The sequence below is a fragment of the Streptomyces sp. NPDC039423 genome (assembly GCF_055598725.1).
Window position 1 is genome coordinate 1,233,535 of the sequence record NZ_JBVKAH010000001.1, and the last position, 16,707, is coordinate 1,250,241.

Genomic DNA, 16,707 nt, shown 5'->3' on the forward strand with positions numbered 1-16,707 from the left:
CGTACCTGCTCGTGTCCGGCCGCCGGAGAGCGGGTCCGGCCGCCGGGTCCGTGCCTGCTGGTCCCCCGGGTCCGGCCGCCGTCCGGGTCGGGGCCGCCACCGGGGGGCCTGGGCGGCGCCCCGGTGACGGCCCCGCCGGGTGCCGTCGGGTCACACCTTGTCGACGATGCCCACCTGACCCTTCTCCGCGCGGGCGCAGTGCGCCCCGCAGAACCACTGGCCGTCGGCCTCGACGCCCTGGCCGATGATCTGGACCCGGCAGTGCTCGCAGATGGGCGCCATGCGGTGGATGGCGCAGGCGAAGCAGTCGAAGACGTGCACCGCGCCTTGCGCGTGCACCTCGAAGGACATGCCGTAATCGTTTCCGCAGACCTCACAACGTGCCATGCGCCACAGGGTGCGGTCCGGCGCTCCGCGAGGAGCGGCGAAACGCCCGGCGGTCACCCGTCTGCCTACTCGTCTGCCGGGGCCACGTCACGGAGCAACTGGGTGAACGCCGCCTCGTCGACGATCGGCGTGCCGAACGCCGTGGCCTTGACCGTCTTGGAGGTGGCGGCGTCCGGGTCGTTGGTGACGAGCAGGCTGGTCAGCCGGGAGACGCTGCTCGCCACGTGCAGGCCCGCCTCGACCGCCCGGTCCTCCAGCAGCTCCCGGTCGATGGAGGTGTCACCCGAGAACGCCACCCGCATGCCCTGCTTGAGCGGCTTGTCTGCTTCGTACCGCCCGGGGTTGGGGTACGGGCAGGCGGGCCGCTTGCGGGACGGCCGCCAGCCGTTCCCGTGGTACGAGGTCTGCCGGGGCACTCCCGGGGCGGCCGGCGAGGACGCCCACTCGGTGAGCGGACGGCATTCCAGCAGCGGCAGCCGCACGCCCCGCTCCGCCGCCGCGTGCAGGCTCGGACGGAACGCCTCGGCCAGGACGCGGGCGTCGTCCAGCGCGTTGTGCGCGCGCCGCTGCACCACACCGAAGTGCGTGGCCAGCGACTCCAGCTTGAAGTTGGCCAGCGGCAGGCCCAGCTCCTTGGAGAGCGCGATGGTGCACAGCCGCTGCCGCACCGGCGCGGTCCGCTCCGCCCGTGCGTACTCGCGGGCGATCATCGACCAGTCGAACATCGCGTTGTGCGCGACGAGGACCCGGCCGTCGAGCCGCTCGGAGAACTCCGCCGCGATCTCCGGGAAGAGCGGCGCCCCCTCCAGTACGTCGCTCGTCAGGCCGTGGATCCACACCGGTCCCGGATCGCGCTCGGGGTTGACCAGCGTGTACCAGTGGTCCTCCACGTTTCCCTGCGCGTCGAGCCGGTAGACGGCAGCGGACACTATCCGGTCGTCGCGGGCGAGGCCGGTGGTCTCCACGTCGACGACCGCGTACCCCTGGGTCGGGTAGGCGGTCGGCCACGGTGCTGCTGTCGTACGGTCGTCGAGCATGGTCACTGAGAATAGAGGCCGCCACTGACAATGGCGCCGCCGGGTTTGCCCCGAGGGGTCGTCCTGTTGACGCCGGGTGCCCCTGGAGCCGTTCCGCGAGAGCGGGTTGACGCCGCCGCGGCATGTCCCATTCGTACGGATACGTTCCGCCTCGACGTGGTGCGGAGTCCGGCGCGGCGGGCCGGCCGGGTGCCAACCCGCCCGTCACGGGCCCTCGTTCGTGGCTCCCGGGGCGACCGGGCCGTCGACGCGGCCGGCCGCACCACCCCCCTCAGGGTGGACCTCACGGCCTGCCCGTCGGTCCGTCGGCCCCGCGCCGAGGGCGGTGGAGTCCCGAACTCGCCGGACCGACCCGCCTCCTGGCGGCCCCGGTGTCAGGCCGTGGCCCACCGGGCGGGGTCCGTGCCCCAGAGGCCCGAGGGGCGGGCCCAGTTCGCCGGGGCGCCCTCGTACGCGATCGGCGGCAGCGCGTGGCGGAGCCGGCCCATGGGGCTGTCCGTCTCGGTCGTCCAGCGCTCCGGATCGTGACCCGTGCTCCCCGCGGGCGGCCCGCCCGCCGCCGGGCCCGCGTCCCCGGCCAGGCCGTGCACCAGCCAGTGCGCGGTCTGCGTCAGGGCCAGCCGGGCGAGCCACGTCCCGCCGCCGTCCGGGCCGAGCCGCCCGGTGAGCGCCCGCAGCACGGCGGCGGCCAGCAGGTAACCGGTGCCGTGGTCCAGGGCCTGCGCGGGCAGCGCGCCCGGCTCGTCGGCGGAGCCCTCCAGCACGGCGATGCCCGTCGCCGCCTGGACCAGGCTGTCGAAGCCGCGCCGCTCCCGCCACGGCCCGTACCGGCCCCAGGCCGACAACTGCGCCACCACCAGTCCGGGGCGGCGCTCGGCGAGGGCCTCGGGGGAGAGCCCGAACCGGTCCAGCGCGCCCGGCCGGTAGCCGGTCACCACGACGTCGGCGCCGGCGAGCAGGTCCTCGAAGACGCGGTGGTCCGCGCCGCGCCCGAGGTCCAGCGTCGTCGACCGCTTCCCCATCCCGGTGTCGTTGTGGGCGTCCTGGCTCTCCGGGAGCCCCGGCGCGTCGATCCGCAGGACGTCCGCGCCCAGCAGCGCCAGCGTCCGCGTGGCGACCGGCCCGGCCAGCACCCGCGTCAGGTCCAGCACCCGCACCCCGGCGCAGGGGAGCCGCGGCGTACCCGGCGTCCGGCTCCACGCGCGCGTGCCCCCCGCCCGGGTGGGGGCCGGCGCCTGCGCCCCGCCGATCCGCTCCAGCGTCAGCAGCGGCCGGCCCGCGACCAGGGCGCCCTGCTCGTGCGCCGCCCACCGCCGTACGTCCCGGGCGGCGACGGCCAGGCCGCCCGCCGCGTACACGGTGTCCTCCACGTCCGTGGCGCGGCGCCCGGCCACCGCCTCGGCGACCGCGTCCACCCCGGCGTCCCCGGGCAGGCCGAGCGCGACGAGCAACCGCTCCCGGTGGTGCGGGTAGTTGGCGTGCGTGCGCACCCAGCCGTCGGCCGCCCGCCAGAACCGCGACAGCGGCGCGAACGTCGCCGCCGCCCGGCCGTCGACCCTGACCAGCCGGTCGCTGAGGAACGCCGTGGCGACCGCTCCGTCGTCGACCCGTACCCGGGGCACCGGACCCCCGGTGCGCGCCGCGGCGAGCTCGGCGGCCGCCAGGGAGCAGACCGCGACGGTCGCCCGCGCCAGCTCGCGTACCGGCAGCCGCGCGGGGAGGCCGTCGGTGGGCCCGCCGTAGGAGACCCGATCCAGAAGGGCCGGATCGGCACCCAGTGCCGCCCATGCCTGGGACGTACCCGGAGAAACATCGCTGCTCATGGCAGCACTATGGCACTCAGTGCCACCTTCGCGGAAGATCCCGGACACGACCGGGCCCGGACACGACCGGGACCCGAGCCCGACCCGGACCCGCACATGACCGGGGCCCGAACCCGAACACGACCCGCACACGACCGGGCCCACGGCACGACCGGGCCCCGGGCACGGTGGCACGCACCGCACCCGGGGCCCGGGGCCGCTCACGGCTCCGCCGCGTCAGCGGCGCACCGCGTCCAGCGCGTCGGTCAGGCCCGCGCCGTAGAAGCCGTTGCCGCGCTTGCCGCCCTCGCACACCGCGTCGACCGTGCCGTCACCGTTGATGTCGTACGGGTCGGTGCACGCCATGGGGTCGGCCTGCTTGTACAGCAGGGCCTTCACCTCGGCGGGCGAGGCGTGCGGGCGCGTCGACCGGATCAGCGCGGCCACACCGGCCACGTGCGGCGACGCCATCGACGTACCGGCCTTGTAGCCGTACTTGCCGCCCGGCAGCGTCGACAGGATCAGCCCGTTGGTGGCCGGAGCCTCCGGCGGCTGGTACGCCGTCGAGTCACCGCCCGGGGCGGCGATGTCCACCACGCCCAGGCCGTAGTTGGAGTACGAGGACTTCAGGTCCTTGGCGCCCGTGGCGGAGACCGTCACCACACCGTCCAGCATGGTCGGGACGTCCGGGCACACCTCGGGGTCGACGACCCGCTCCACCGGCGTGGTGTCGTTGGGGCTGGTCTTGTCGGTGACCTCGTCCGCCGCCAGGTCCGTACGGGAGTTGCCCGCCGCGGCGACGTTGACCGCGCCCTTGCGCTCCGCGTACCGCGTGGCCCGCTGGAGCGCCTCGACCAGGGCGCCCTGGTCGAGGTCGTTCTTGCACGTGTACAGCCACGGGTCGACGTAGTAGCTGTTGTTCGTCACCTCGACGCCGTGCTCGGCCGCCCAGACGAAACCGCAGACCACGGACTCGGTGTAGAAGAACCCGTCGGGGTTGGACACCTTGATGCCGGAGACCTTCACGCCCGGCGCGACACCGGTGACGCCGACCCCGTTCTTCGCGGCGGCGATGGTGCCCGCCACGTGCGTGCCGTGGTCGCTCTCCGTCGGGCCCGGCCGCCAGGAGCCGTCGGTGGTGTCCGGCGCGCCCGTCACGCAGTTCGCGGACGCCGCGCGGTCGAAGTTGGGGGCCAGGTCCGGGTGGGTGTCGTCGACACCGGTGTCCAGGACGGCGACGGTGACCCGCTTGCTGCCGAGGGACTTCTCATGGGCCTTGTCCGCCTTGATGGCCGGCAGGTCCCACTGGAGGGGCTCGAAGGGGTCCTGGTCATCGCTCGCCCGGTCGGCCGCCGAACGGGCCTCCGCGGCGGACAGGGGCTGCTCCGCACCGATGTCCGTGGTGCTCTGGGCGGCCAGGGGAGCGGTCCTGGTGGCCCCCGCCGACTTCACGCCCCGCACCCCGCGGATCGTGGCGGCGAACTCCGGGTTCTGCGAGTGGACGACGATGACGCCGATCTGGTCATAGGCGATCACCACGGTGCCGCCCGCCGCGGCTATCGCCTTCTTCACCGCCTTGACGGTGGAGTGACCACCCGTCACGTTCACGACGTACGACATCTTCGCACCGGTCGTCGCGGCGGCGGTGACACCGCCGGCGCCCGGCGCCCCCTCCAGCGGGGCGGCCGAGGCCCCGGCGACCGGAACCAGACCGAGTGAGGCCGTGAGCGCCAGGCCGGCGGGCAGCGTGAGTATTCGCCCGCGTCCGGATCGCAGATGAGCCATGGGTTCTCCACATCATCCGTGAGATCCGCCCGCACACCGGTTGTGTGTGGGCGGGTACATGACGAGCGAAGCTATCGCCGATCATCCCGGCCCATCAATGACTTCGGGGAAGAAAAACGCCGCAGGTGAACCGCGTCGCCACGGCTTCCGTGCCGTTGACAGGGGAGAGCACGAGCGAGTACCGGCCCCCACCGTGAGGTTCTTGTCCATGCCCAGCGCACCCGCGTCACGAGGAGATTCCGTGGTTACCGATGCACCGCCGCCCGACGGCGGTACGGACACCAGTCCCGCCCAGCCCACGACGGAGGCGTTCGTCGAGGTGCAGGAGAGTGCCGAATTCGGCGAGCTGCGCCGCGCCCACCGCTCCTTCGCCTTCCCCCTGACCGTCGCCTTCATCGCCTGGTACCTGCTGTACGTGCTGCTGTCCAACTACGCGGGCGGCTTCATGGGCACCAGGCTGTTCGGCAACGTCAACGTCGCGCTGGTCCTCGGCCTCGGCCAGTTCCTGACCACCTTCCTCATCGCCTGGTTCTACTCCCGGCACGCCGCCGGGACGCTCGACCCCAAGGCCGAGGCCATCAAGTCCCGTATGGAGGCCGACGCATGAGCAGCACCGCCACCACCCTGCTGGCAGCCGCGTCCGACGCCTCGGAGCACCGGCCGCTGATCATCACGCTCTTCGGCGCCTTCGTCGTCGCCACGCTCGCCATCACCGTCTGGGCCGGCCGCCAGACCCGCAGCGCCTCCGACTTCTACGCCGGCGGCCGCCAGTTCACCGGCTTCCAGAACGGTCTGGCCATCTCCGGCGACTACATGTCCGCCGCGTCGTTCCTCGGCATCGCCGGCGCCATCGCCCTCTTCGGGTACGACGGCTTCCTCTACTCCATCGGCTTCCTGGTCGCCTGGCTGGTCGCCCTGCTGCTGGTCGCCGAACCCCTGCGCAACTCCGGCCGCTACACGATGGGCGACGTCCTCGCGTACCGGATGCGCCAGCGCCCCGTCCGCACCGCCGCCGGCACCTCCACCATCGTCGTCTCGATCTTCTACCTGCTGGCCCAGATGGCCGGCGCGGGCGTCCTGGTGTCCCTGCTGCTGGGCATCACCTCGGACGGCGGCAAGATCGCCATCGTCGCGCTGGTCGGCATCCTGATGATCGTGTACGTGACCATCGGCGGGATGAAGGGCACCACCTGGGTGCAGATGGTCAAGGCGGTCCTGCTGATCGCGGGGACCCTGCTCATCACCTTCCTGATCCTGCTGAAGTTCGGCTTCAACCTGTCCGACCTGCTCGGGGCCGCCGCCTCGAACAGCGGCAAGGGCGCCGCCTTCCTCGAACCGGGCCTCAAGTACGGCGCCAGCGGCACCTCGAAGCTGGACTTCATCTCCCTGGGCATCGCGCTGGTGCTCGGCACCGCGGGCCTGCCGCACATCCTGATCCGCTTCTACACCGTGCCCACGGCCAAGGCCGCCCGCAAGAGCGTCAACTGGGCCATCGGCATCATCGGAGCCTTCTACCTGATGACCATCGTGCTCGGCTTCGGCGCCGCCGCCCTGCTGGAGCCCGGCGACATCATCGCCTCCAACAAGGCGGGCAACACGGCCGCCCCGCTGGCCGCCATGGAGGTCGGCGGCGGCGGTGACTCGGCGGGCGGCGCGATCCTCCTCGCCGTGATCTCCGCGGTCGCCTTCGCCACCATCCTCGCCGTGGTCGCCGGGCTCACCCTCGCCTCGTCGTCGTCCTTCGCGCACGACATCTACGCCAATGTGATCCGCCGCGGGCAGGCCACCGAGAAGGAGGAGGTACGCGCCGCCCGCTGGGCGACCGTCCTCATCGGTGTCGTCTCCATCGCCCTCGGCGCGCTCGCCCGTGACCTGAACGTCGCCGGCCTGGTCGCCCTGGCCTTCGCGGTCGCGGCGTCCGCCAACCTGCCGACCATCCTCTACAGCCTGTTCTGGAAGAGGTTCACCACCCAGGGCGCCCTCTGGTCCATCTACGGCGGCCTGCTCGCCTCCGTGACGCTCGTGCTGTTCTCGCCGGTCGTCTCCGGCAAGCCCAGCTCGATGTTCCCGGACGCCGACTTCGCCTGGTTCCCGCTGGAGAACCCGGGCCTGGTCTCCATCCCGCTGGGCTTCCTGCTCGGCTGGCTGGGCTCCCTGCTCTCCAAGGAGGAGCCGGACCGGGGCAAGTACGCGGAACTGGAGGTCAAGTCCCTCACCGGTGTCGGTGCGCACTGATCCGCACACCCTGTGCGACCGTACGCGGCCGCGCCGTGGGGATCGTCGTAGATCCCTACGACGCGGCCGTGCCTCTCCTGTGGACAACGGCCCGTGTCGTCGCCGGTGGGGTCACGTAGGCTCCTTGGTATACGGAACCTGGTAACCGGGGGAGGGCGCCCACAGTGCTCATCGACACATACGGCCGCGTGGCCACCGACCTGCGCGTCTCGCTCACCGACCGGTGCAACCTGCGGTGCACGTACTGCATGCCCGAAGAGGGCCTCCAGTGGCTGGCCAAGCCGGATCTGCTCACCGATGACGAGATCGTCCGCCTGATAGACATCGCCGTCACCGCGCTCGGCATCACCGAGGTCCGCTTCACCGGCGGCGAGCCCCTCCTGCGTCCCGGCCTGGTCGGCATCGTCGAGCGCTGCGCCGCCCTCGAACCCCGCCCCAGGATGTCCCTGACGACCAACGGCATCGGCCTCAAGCGCACCGCGACCGCCCTGAAGGCCGCCGGACTGGACCGGGTCAACGTCTCCCTCGACACCCTGCGGCCCGACGTCTTCAAGACCCTGACCCGCCGCGACCGCCACAAGGACGTCCTGGAAGGCCTCCAGGCCGCCCGGGACGCCGGACTGACCCCGGTCAAGGTCAACTCGGTCCTCATGCCGGGCCTCAACGACGACGAGGCCCCCGACCTCCTCGCCTGGGCCGTGGAGAACGACTACGAGCTGCGCTTCATCGAGCAGATGCCGCTGGACGCCCAGCACGGCTGGAAGCGCGACGGCATGATCACCGCCGGGGACATCCTGGAGTCGCTGCGCACGCGCTTCACCCTCGACCCGGAGCCCGACGAGGCACGCGGCTCGGCGCCCGCCGAGCGCTGGATCGTCGACGGCGGACCCCACCGGGTGGGCGTCATCGCCTCCGTCACCCGCCCCTTCTGCCGGGCCTGCGACCGCACCCGGCTCACGGCCGACGGCCAGGTGCGCACCTGCCTGTTCGCCCAGGAGGAGACCGACCTCAGGGCCGCCCTCCGCTCGGACGCGCCGGACGAGGAGATCGCCCGGCTGTGGCGGTTGGCCATGTGGGGGAAGAAGGCGGGCTCCGGTCTGGACGACCCGTCCTTCCTCCAGCCGGACCGCCCGATGTCGGCGATCGGCGGCTGACCGGCCACCCGCACCGGCCGGCAGGCCGCACCGGCCGGCCACCTGCACCGGCCACCCCGCACCCGCCGGCCGCACCGGCCGCGGGAGCGCGGCCCGGTCACCCCTCGGGCGGGCGGGACTCCCACTCGGCCAGCGTGACGACGTCCTTCAGGAAGCCCCGTACATCCAGGAACCGGGACAGGTGCTCGCGGTGGTCCTCACAGGCGAGCCAGGTCTTGCGGCGCTCCGGGGTGTGCAGCTTCGGGTTGTTCCACGCCAGCACCCACACCGCCGCCGTACGGCAACCCTTGGCGGAACAGACAGGGGTGGTCTCGTCGCTCACAACACGTCCAAACGAAGGCCCGAACTACCCGGACAAAGGCGACGCCGGGCAGCCACGGGGGGAGCTGCCCGGCGTCGGTCCGTCGCTCCGACGGGGGATGCGGAGCGCCTACGAAGTATGTCACGGGGACCGGGTTCGAGTGCACTGAAACCACATGATTGATCTGAGCTTTTCTTGAGCTTTGCAGACCGGAGGCGGCTCAGCCCTGCTCGAACTCCCGGTCCCGCCGGGGCTTTCCGCCGCCCGGCCGGTCCTCCGTGCCGGGTTGCGCGACCGGTTCCGCGGTGGGTTCCGCCGCCGGGTCCGCGTGGGCCCGCGTCCCCTCCTCGTCCGCCGGGCGTCCCGGCGTCAGCATCGGGTTCCCGGTCGCCGGCGGCACGAAGGCGCGCGGCTGCGGGGGCGCCGTCTCCCGGCCCGCGTTGGCGATCACCACCGCCACGTACGGCAGCACCGCCCCCAGGACCAGGGCCACGATCGCCACGTGCCGCTCGACGTTCCACAGCGACGCGGCCGCGATCACCGCCACCGTCCGCACCGACATCGAGATCACATAGCGCCGCTGCCTGCCGCGCACGTCGTCGGCCAGTCCCTGACGGGCGCCGGTGATCCGGAAGACCTCGTCGCTCCCACGCTTCCGCATCACGTTCCACCACCCGGCATCGCGCCGGACGCTCCCCGGTCCGGCCTGCTTCCACGGTACGCCCGCCCTCCGCCGCGTACGAGACCGGGGGCGCCCCCCACCAGCCCGGACGCCACCGTACGGCGCACGTACGGGGCCCTCCGACATGCGCCGTACGCCGAGCGGGCCGAGACTTGTCGGGACTGCTCACGTCGATCCACCGAGGAGGCAGCCATGGGCTGGTTGTGGGCGATTGTCGTCGGTTTCGTGCTGGGTCTGCTGGCCAAGGCGATCCTGCCGGGCAAGCAGCACAGCCCGCTGTGGCTGACGACCATCTTCGGCATCATCGGCGGCATCGCCGGCAACGCCCTCGCCAGGGCGTTCGGCATCGAGGCGACCCCGGGCATCGACTGGGGCAGGCACGCACTCCAGGTCGTGGCGGCCGTCGTCCTCGTCGGACTCGGCGACATGATCTACATGTCGATGCACCGCAACAGACAACGCGCCTGACCGACGTACGACGCGAGGCGGCGCCCCGGGATGCTCCGCACACCCCGGGGCGCCGCCCCATGACCACACGGGCCCAACCCCCTCACGCCTCGCGGCGTGGGACCGGCCCGACCGCCGGCCGACGGCGGCCTCACGACCGACCGGCGACCGCCGGCCGACGACGGCCCTACGGCCGACCGCGACCGCTCAGCCGGCCGCGACCTCGATCGCCGCGAGGTTCTTCTTGCCGCGCCGCAGCACCAGCCAGCGCCCGTGCAGCAGCTCGTCCGCGGACACCTCCGCGTCCTCGGCGGTCACCTTGACGTTGTTCACGTACGCGCCGCCCTCCTTGACCGTGCGGCGGGCCGCCGACTTGCTCGGCGCCAGGCCGACCTCGGCGAACAGGTCCACCACCGGGCCGGGCGCGGGGACCCTGGCGTGCGGCAGCTCCGCGAGCGCCGCGGCGAGCGTCGCCTCGTCCAGCTCCGCCAGGTCACCCTGACCGAACAGTGCCTTCGAGGCGGCGACGACCGCGGCGCACTGCTCGGCGCCGTGCACCAGCGTCGTCAGCTCCTCGGCGAGCGCACGCTGGGCGGCACGCGCCTGCGGCCGCTCCTCGGTGAGCTTCTCCAGCTCCTCGATCTCCTCGCGGGACTTGAAGCTGAAGATCCGCAGGAACTTCGACACGTCCCGGTCGTCCGCGTTCAGCCAGAACTGGTAGAACGCGTACGGCGTGGTCCGCTCGGCGTCCAGCCAGACGGTGCCCGACTCGGTCTTGCCGAACTTGGTGCCGTCCGCCTTCGTGATCAGCGGCGTCGCCAGGGCGTGCACCGCCGCGTCCGGCTCGACCCGGTGGATCAGGTCGGTGCCCGCGGTGAGGTTGCCCCACTGGTCGCTGCCGCCGGTCTGCAGGACGCAGCCGTGGCGCCGGTACAGCTCCAGGAAGTCCATGCCCTGGAGGATCTGGTAGCTGAACTCGGTGTAGCTGATGCCCGCGTCCGAGTTCAGCCGCCGGGCGACCGCCTCCTTCGCGATCATCTTGTTGACGCGGAAGTACTTGCCGACGTCCCGCAGGAAGTCGATCGCCGACAGCCCCGACGTCCAGTCCAGGTTGTTCACCATGGTCGCGGCGTACGGTCCCTCGAAGTCGAGGAACCGCTCGATCTGCGCCCGCAGGCGCTCCACCCAGCCCGCGACGACCTCCGGCGCGTTCAGCGTGCGCTCCGCGTTGGGCTTGGGGTCGCCGATCAGGCCCGTGGCCCCGCCCACCAGGCCCAGCGGACGGTTGCCCGCCTGCTGGATCCGGCGCATGGTGAGGATCTGGACCAGATTGCCCAGGTGCAGGCTGGGGGCCGTCGGGTCGAAGCCGCAATAGAACGTGACGGGACCGTCCGCGAACGCCTTGCGCAATGCGTCCTCGTCAGTGGAAAGGGCGATCAGCCCCCGCCACTGCAGTTCGTCGACGATGTCCGTCACGGTGCCGTCTCTCCTTGAGCGAAATGGGATCGAACAGGTGCGGTGTTCCCCGCCAGTCTATGGGCGTCACACGCCCTGGCTGACCGAACTCATGTTGAAGTCGGGCACCCGCACCGGTGGCATCGCGGCCCGGGTGAACCAGTCGCTCCACTCGCGCGGCAGCGTCCGCTCCGTCCGGCCGGCCTCCGTGGCCCGCGACAGCAGGTCCACCGGCGACTCGTTGAAGCGGAAGTTGTTCACCTCGCCGACGACCTCGCCGTTCTCCACCAGGTACACGCCGTCCCGGGTCAGCCCGGTCAGCAGCAGCGTCGCCGGGTCCACCTCGCGGATGTACCAAAGGCAGGTCAGCAGCAGCCCGCGCCCGGTGGAGGCGACCATCTCCTCCAGCGACCGCTCGCCCCCGCCGTCCAGGACGAGGTTGCCGGCCGCCGGGCTGACGGGCAGCCCGGTGAGCCCCGCGCTGTGCCGGGTGGTGACGAGGTGCTCCAGCCGGCCGTCCCGCACCCAGTCGGTCGGTGACAGCGGCAGCCCGTTGTCGAACACCGACGAGTCGTCGCCCGACGCGTGCGCGATCACGAACGGCGCCGACTCCAGGCCCGGCTCGTTCGGGTCGCTGCGCAGCGTCAGCGGCAGCGGGGACAGCGCCTCGCCGATCCGCGTGCCGCCGCCCGGCTTGGCGAACACCGTGCGGCCCTCCGCCGCGTCCCGGGCGGCCGACGACCAGAGCTGGTAGATCAGCAGGTCCGCCACGGCCGTGGGCGGCAGCAGCGTCTCGTACCGCCCCGCGGGCAGCTCCACGCGGCGCTCCGCCCAGCCCAGGCGCCGCGCCAGCTCGGCGTCCAGGGCGATCGGGTCGACGTCCTTGAAGTCCCGCGTCGAGTGCCCCGTCCACGCCGAGCGCGTCCGGTCCGGCGACTTGGCGTTGAGTTCCAGCGTCCCGGACGGCTGGTCGTGCCGCAGCCGCAGCCCCGTCGAGGTGCCCAGGTACGTCGAGGTCAGCTCGTGGTTGGCGAACCCGTACAGTTCCCGGCCGCCCGCGCGGGCCCGGGCGAACGCCTCGCCCAGGGCGGGCGCGAAGTCGGCGAACACCGCCGACGAGGTCTCGGCGGGCGCGTCCGTGAAGTCCGGCGACGCCTCCCGGCCCGGCACCAGCGGCTGGGCGTCCTCGGCCGGCCCGGCGCCCCGCGCGGCGGCCTCGGCCGCCCGTACCAGCGGCTCCAGCTCCTCGGCGGTGACCGCCGACCGGGACACCACGCCGGACGCGGTGCCCTCCGCCCCGTCGACCGTGGCGATCACGGTGAGCGTCCGGCCCCGGGTGACGCCGTTGGTGGTCAGCGCGTTGCCGGCCCACCGCAGGTTGGCGGACGAGTGCTCGTCCGCGATGACGACGCACCCGTCGGCGCGGGACAGCTCCAGCGCCCGCTCGACGATCTCGTACGGCTTCACTACGGGGCTCATCGGCCACCCTCCTGCGCGGTGTTGAGAATGTTCACGCCCCGGAACAGGGCCGAGGGGCAGCCGTGCGAGACCGCCGCGACCTGGCCCGGCTGGGCCTTGCCGCAGTTGAAGGCGCCGCCCAGGACGTACGTCTGGGGGCCGCCGACCTTCTCCATCGAGCCCCAGAAGTCCGTCGTCGTCGCCTGGTACGCGACGTCGCGGAGCTGACCGGCCAGCCGCCCGTTCTCGATCCGGAAGAACCGCTGGCCCGTGAACTGGAAGTTGTACCGCTGCATGTCGATCGACCACGAGCGGTCGCCGACCACGTAGATCCCGCGCTCGACCCCGCCGATCAGGTCCTCCGTCGCCAGCCCGCCCGGATCCGGCTGAAGCGACACGTTCGCCATGCGCTGCACCGGCACGTGCCCCGGCGAGTCCGCGTAGGCGCAGCCGTTGGACCGGCCCAGCCCCGTCAGCTTCGCGATCCGCCGGTCGAGCTGGTAGCCGACCAGCGTGCCGTCCTTCACCAGGTCCCAGCTCTGCGCCTCGACGCCCTCGTCGTCGTACCCGATGGTCGCCAGCCCGTGCTCGGCGGTCCGGTCACCGGTCACGTTCATGATCGGCGAGCCGTATGCCAGCTTCCCGAGCTGGTCGAAGGTGGCGAAGGACGTCCCCGCGTACGCCGCCTCGTAGCCCAGCGCCCGGTCCAGCTCGGTGGCGTGCCCGATCGACTCGTGGATGGTCAGCCACAGGTTCGACGGGTCGACCACCAGGTCGTACCTTCCCGCCTCGACGCTCGGCGCCCGCATCTTCTCGGCGAGCAGTGCCGGGATCTCCTCCAGCTCGGCGTCCCAGTCCCAGCCGGTGCCGGTCAGGTACTCCCAGCCGCGCCCGACCGGCGGCGCGATCGTCCGCATCGAGTCGAACTCGCCCGTCGTCCCGTCCACCGCGACCGCCGTGAGCTGCGGGTGCAGCCGCACCCGCTGCTGCGTGGTCACCGTCCCCGCCGTGTCCGCGTAGAACTTGTTCTCGTGCACGGTCATCAGCGAGGCGTCCACGTGCGCCACCCCGTCCGCCCGCAGCAGCCGGGCGCTCCACTCCGCCAGCAGCCCGCTCTTCTCGGCGTCCGGCACGGTGAAGGGGTCGATCTCGTACGACGAGACCCACGTCCGGTCCGCGTGCACCGGCTCGTCCGCGAGCTCCACGTGCTCGGACGACCCCGCCGCCGCGATCACCTGCGCCGACAGCTTCGCCATGGCCACCGCCTGGGAGGCCACCCTGGCGGCCGCGTCCATGGACAGGTCGACCCCGGAGGCGAACCCCCAGGCCCCGCCGTGCACGACCCGCACCGCGTAGCCGAGGTCGGTAGTGTCCGACGAACCGGCGGGCTTGGCGTCCCGCAGCCGCCACGAGGCGCTGCGCACCCGCTCGAAACGGAAGTCGGCGTGCGCGGCGCCGAGCGCCCTGGCCCGCGCGAGCGCCGCGTCGGCGAGCGCCCGCAGCGGCAGCGCCGTGAAGGCTTCGTCGATGGAATGAGGCACGAATGTCTCCTGTCGTATGCGACCGGTCGCCCTGATCATGTCGCGCCGCACGGTTCCCTGCCCAGCACTTTGCGTAGGGCCCCCGGCCGCTTTCTGTAGGGACCCGACAGTGACGCCCCTGCGCCACTGTCAGGGGTCGATTCTCCGTAGCGGGGGCGGGACCGATAGGTTTCCGGGGTACCACACCGCTACGGAAAGGGTGATCCGTTGAGCCGCTCGGTTCTCGTCACCGGAGGTAACCGGGGCATCGGCCTCGCCATCGCCCGCGCTTTCGCCGACTCCGGCGACAAGGTCGCGATCACGTACCGCTCCGGCGACCCGGCAGAGCTCGCCGAGGAGGGCTTCCTGGCCGTCCGGTGCGACATCACCGACGCCGAGCAGGTGGAGCAGGCCTACAAGGAGATCGAGGAGAAGCACGGTCCCGTGGAGGTGCTGGTGGCCAACGCCGGCGTCACCAAGGACCAGTTGCTGATGCGGATGTCGGAGGAGGACTTCACTGCCGTCCTCGACACCAACCTCACCGGCACCTTCCGCGTCGTCAAGCGTGCCAACCGTGGCATGCTGCGCGCCAAGAAGGGCCGTGTCGTGCTGATCTCCTCCGTGGTCGGCCTGCTGGGCTCCGCGGGCCAGGCGAACTACGCCGCGTCCAAGGCCGGACTGGTCGGCTTCGCCCGCTCCCTCGCCCGCGAGCTGGGCTCGCGCAACATCACCTTCAACGTCGTCGCACCCGGCTTCGTCGACACCGACATGACCAAGGTGCTGACCGACGAGCAGCGCGCGAACATCGTGTCGCAGGTGCCGCTCGGCCGCTACGCGCAGCCCGACGAGATCGCCGCCGCGGTCCGGTTCCTCGCGTCCGACGACGCCTCGTACATCACTGGAGCCGTCATCCCCGTTGACGGCGGATTGGGCATGGGTCACTGAGTCACATGAGCGGAATTCTCGAGGGCAAGCGCGTCCTGATCACCGGTGTGCTGATGGAGTCCTCCATCGCCTTCCACACCGCCAAGGTGGCCCAGGAGCAGGGCGCCGAGGTCATCCTGACGGCCTTCCCCCGGCCCACGCTGACCGAGCGCATCGCCAGGAAGCTCCCCAAGCCCGCCAAGGTCATCGAGCTGGACGTCACCAACGACGAGCACCTGGCCCGCGTCGAGGACGTGGTGCGCGAGGAGCTCGGCGGCCTCGACGGCGTCGTCCACTCCATCGGCTTCGCCCCGCAGGACGCGCTCGGCGGCAACTTCCTCAACACGCCGTTCGAGTCGGTGGCCACCGCGATGCACGTCTCGGCGTTCTCGCTGAAGTCGCTGACCATGGCCTGCCTGCCGCTGATGCAGAACGGCGGCTCGGTCGTGGGCCTGACCTTCGACGCGCAGTTCGCCTGGCCGCAGTACGACTGGATGGGCCCGGCCAAGGCCGCCCTGGAGGCCACCAGCCGCTACCTGGCCCGTGACCTCGGCAAGCAGAACGTGCGCTGCAACCTGATCTCGGCGGGCCCGATCGGCTCCATGGCCGCCAAGTCCATCCCGGGCTTCGGCGAGCTGGCGAAGGTGTGGGACGAGCGCTCCCCGCTGGCCTGGGACATGGCCGACCCGGAGCCCGCCGGCCGCGGCGTCGTCGCGCTGCTGTCGGACTTCTTCCCCAAGACCACCGGCGAGATCGTCCACGTCGACGGCGGCGTGCACATCATGGGCGCCTGAGCCCTCCCGCGCCCGAAGGCCGCGCACCGCTCCGGGGGAGCGGTGCGCGGCCTTCGCTTTTCCCCACGGACGGCTTCTCTCGCACGTCCGTACGCTCCGAAGCGCCTTCGAGTCGAAGAGTCACCGAAAACCCGGCAAACTGGTCGGGAACGGACAGGCGTGATCCGTGGCTCGGGGAGACGGGGAGGAGGTGTGACCGTGGTGAGCGAAGCCGTGGTGACGAAGACCGGGGTGGCGGGGGCCCCGGTGAGGACCCGGGCGGCGAGGCCCCCGGCGAGGCACCTGACAGGGCGCGGGACGGCCGGGGCGCCGGTGGCGGACGGCGACGGGCCGCCCGCGAGGACCGTTCCGCCGGCGGGGCGCCGCCGCGTCGGCGCCCTGGCGGCCACCGCGGCCCTGCTGTCGGGCGTCGCCCTCGGGGCCCAGGCCCAGGCGGCCGGGCAGGAGGTGTACGTCGCCTCCTGCCGTACGTCGGTCGAGGGCTCCCGCGTCACCGCGTACTGCCACAACCCCTATCCCGGTACGGACCGTGTCCAGTTGCACGTCGAGTGCGCCCGCTGGTGGGACATCGACTCCGACAGTCGTCCCGTGGACGTCGGCCCCACGGTGTACGCCGAGCTGACCCAGCGCTGCTGGAAGGAGGTCGGTGACGCCTGGATCAGCCACCGGCCGGTGAACGATCGGGCGACGCCCGGATCAGCGACCGGCCGGTGAACGATCGGGCGA

16 protein-coding genes are annotated in these 16,707 nt (G+C 72.3%); 7 read left to right on the forward strand and 9 right to left on the reverse strand.

The window, feature by feature from the left end; all coding sequences use genetic code 11:
- Positions 1-150: 150 nt before the first annotated feature.
- The 4 genes from ACZ7LK_RS05680 to ACZ7LK_RS05695 form a co-directional block, all read right to left on the reverse strand.
- Positions 151-387, reverse strand: coding sequence for a hypothetical protein (locus ACZ7LK_RS05680; RefSeq protein ID WP_064071372.1), 237 nt, complete (start codon positions 385-387; stop codon positions 151-153).
- Between the two features lie 65 nt (positions 388-452).
- On the reverse strand, positions 453-1,430 hold the full coding sequence (locus tag ACZ7LK_RS05685) for a DEDDh family exonuclease (RefSeq protein ID WP_392276376.1): 978 nt from the start codon (positions 1,428-1,430) through the stop codon (positions 453-455).
- A gap of 368 nt (positions 1,431-1,798) precedes the next feature.
- Positions 1,799-3,247: a CoA transferase gene (locus ACZ7LK_RS05690; RefSeq protein ID WP_471138560.1), complete on the reverse strand. Its 1,449-nt coding sequence runs from the start codon at positions 3,245-3,247 to the stop codon at positions 1,799-1,801.
- A gap of 216 nt (positions 3,248-3,463) precedes the next feature.
- Positions 3,464-5,011 (reverse strand): S8 family peptidase, encoded by a 1,548-nt coding sequence (locus tag ACZ7LK_RS05695; protein ID WP_392276378.1) that lies wholly within the window; start codon positions 5,009-5,011, stop codon positions 3,464-3,466.
- A gap of 241 nt (positions 5,012-5,252) precedes the next feature.
- Here ACZ7LK_RS05695 and ACZ7LK_RS05700 point away from each other — a divergent pair, with 241 nt between their 5' ends.
- The 3 genes from ACZ7LK_RS05700 to moaA all read left to right on the forward strand — a co-directional run bounded on the left by ACZ7LK_RS05700 (position 5,253) and on the right by moaA (position 8,400).
- On the forward strand, positions 5,253-5,618 hold the full coding sequence (locus tag ACZ7LK_RS05700; RefSeq protein WP_392276379.1) for a DUF485 domain-containing protein: 366 nt from the start codon (positions 5,253-5,255) through the stop codon (positions 5,616-5,618).
- On the forward strand, positions 5,615-7,246 hold the full coding sequence (locus ACZ7LK_RS05705) for a solute symporter family protein (protein ID WP_392276380.1): 1,632 nt from the start codon (positions 5,615-5,617) through the stop codon (positions 7,244-7,246). Before ACZ7LK_RS05700 ends, ACZ7LK_RS05705 begins: the two co-directional genes overlap by 4 nt.
- A gap of 164 nt (positions 7,247-7,410) precedes the next feature.
- Positions 7,411-8,400, forward strand: a complete 990-nt coding sequence (gene moaA / locus ACZ7LK_RS05710) for a GTP 3',8-cyclase MoaA (protein ID WP_471138563.1) — start codon at positions 7,411-7,413, stop codon at positions 8,398-8,400.
- 97 nt (positions 8,401-8,497) lie between these two features.
- Here the strand turns inward: moaA and ACZ7LK_RS05715 are convergent, their stop codons facing one another.
- Entirely contained in the window at positions 8,498-8,722 is a 225-nt protein-coding gene (locus tag ACZ7LK_RS05715) for a hypothetical protein (protein ID WP_471138565.1), read from the reverse strand.
- A 199-nt stretch (positions 8,723-8,921) separates the two neighbouring features.
- The gene (locus ACZ7LK_RS05720; protein ID WP_471138567.1) at positions 8,922-9,362 is read right to left on the reverse strand and encodes a DUF3099 domain-containing protein; all 441 of its coding nucleotides are present in this window, start codon (positions 9,360-9,362) and stop codon (positions 8,922-8,924) included.
- Positions 9,363-9,575: 213 nt separating this feature from the next.
- Here ACZ7LK_RS05720 and ACZ7LK_RS05725 point away from each other — a divergent pair, with 213 nt between their 5' ends.
- Positions 9,576-9,851 carry a GlsB/YeaQ/YmgE family stress response membrane protein gene (locus ACZ7LK_RS05725; protein ID WP_392276384.1) on the forward strand — a complete coding sequence of 92 codons (276 nt, stop codon included), beginning with the start codon at positions 9,576-9,578 and terminating at the stop codon, positions 9,849-9,851.
- A 186-nt stretch (positions 9,852-10,037) separates the two neighbouring features.
- Here the strand turns inward: ACZ7LK_RS05725 and tyrS are convergent, their stop codons facing one another.
- From tyrS to ACZ7LK_RS05740, 3 genes are all read right to left on the reverse strand, one after another.
- On the reverse strand, positions 10,038-11,306 hold the full coding sequence (tyrS, locus tag ACZ7LK_RS05730) for a tyrosine--tRNA ligase (RefSeq protein ID WP_392276385.1): 1,269 nt from the start codon (positions 11,304-11,306) through the stop codon (positions 10,038-10,040).
- A 66-nt stretch (positions 11,307-11,372) separates the two neighbouring features.
- Positions 11,373-12,764, reverse strand: coding sequence for a metallopeptidase TldD-related protein (locus ACZ7LK_RS05735; protein WP_392276386.1), 1,392 nt, complete (start codon positions 12,762-12,764; stop codon positions 11,373-11,375).
- Positions 12,761-14,284, reverse strand: a complete 1,524-nt coding sequence (locus ACZ7LK_RS05740; protein WP_392276387.1) for a TldD/PmbA family protein — start codon at positions 14,282-14,284, stop codon at positions 12,761-12,763. Before ACZ7LK_RS05740 ends, ACZ7LK_RS05735 begins: the two co-directional genes overlap by 4 nt.
- Before the next feature lie 207 nt (positions 14,285-14,491).
- Between ACZ7LK_RS05740 and fabG the strand changes: the two genes are divergently transcribed.
- The 3 genes from fabG (at position 14,492) to ACZ7LK_RS05755 (ending at position 16,695) form a co-directional block, all read left to right on the forward strand.
- Positions 14,492-15,208: a 3-oxoacyl-[acyl-carrier-protein] reductase gene (gene fabG, locus ACZ7LK_RS05745; RefSeq protein WP_392276388.1), complete on the forward strand. Its 717-nt coding sequence runs from the start codon at positions 14,492-14,494 to the stop codon at positions 15,206-15,208.
- A gap of 5 nt (positions 15,209-15,213) precedes the next feature.
- On the forward strand, positions 15,214-15,981 hold the full coding sequence (fabI, locus tag ACZ7LK_RS05750; RefSeq protein WP_392276389.1) for an enoyl-ACP reductase FabI: 768 nt from the start codon (positions 15,214-15,216) through the stop codon (positions 15,979-15,981).
- A 198-nt stretch (positions 15,982-16,179) separates the two neighbouring features.
- The gene (locus ACZ7LK_RS05755; protein WP_471138570.1) at positions 16,180-16,695 is read left to right on the forward strand and encodes a hypothetical protein; all 516 of its coding nucleotides are present in this window, start codon (positions 16,180-16,182) and stop codon (positions 16,693-16,695) included.
- Positions 16,696-16,707 lie beyond the last annotated feature (12 nt).

Coding starts and splice junctions, on each gene's coding strand:
- ACZ7LK_RS05695 (WP_392276378.1), bottom strand. CDS start 5,011: ATGGCTCATCTGCGATCCGGACGCGGGCGAATACTCACGCTGCCCGCC.
- ACZ7LK_RS05735 (WP_392276386.1), bottom strand. CDS start 12,764: ATGAGCCCCGTAGTGAAGCCGTACGAGATCGTCGAGCGGGCGCTGGAG.
- ACZ7LK_RS05680 (WP_064071372.1), bottom strand. CDS start 387: ATGGCACGTTGTGAGGTCTGCGGAAACGATTACGGCATGTCCTTCGAG.
- fabI (WP_392276389.1), top strand. CDS start 15,214: ATGAGCGGAATTCTCGAGGGCAAGCGCGTCCTGATCACCGGTGTGCTG.
- ACZ7LK_RS05705 (WP_392276380.1), top strand. CDS start 5,615: ATGAGCAGCACCGCCACCACCCTGCTGGCAGCCGCGTCCGACGCCTCG.
- ACZ7LK_RS05720 (WP_471138567.1), bottom strand. CDS start 9,362: ATGCGGAAGCGTGGGAGCGACGAGGTCTTCCGGATCACCGGCGCCCGT.
- ACZ7LK_RS05725 (WP_392276384.1), top strand. CDS start 9,576: ATGGGCTGGTTGTGGGCGATTGTCGTCGGTTTCGTGCTGGGTCTGCTG.
- ACZ7LK_RS05690 (WP_471138560.1), bottom strand. CDS start 3,247: ATGAGCAGCGATGTTTCTCCGGGTACGTCCCAGGCATGGGCGGCACTG.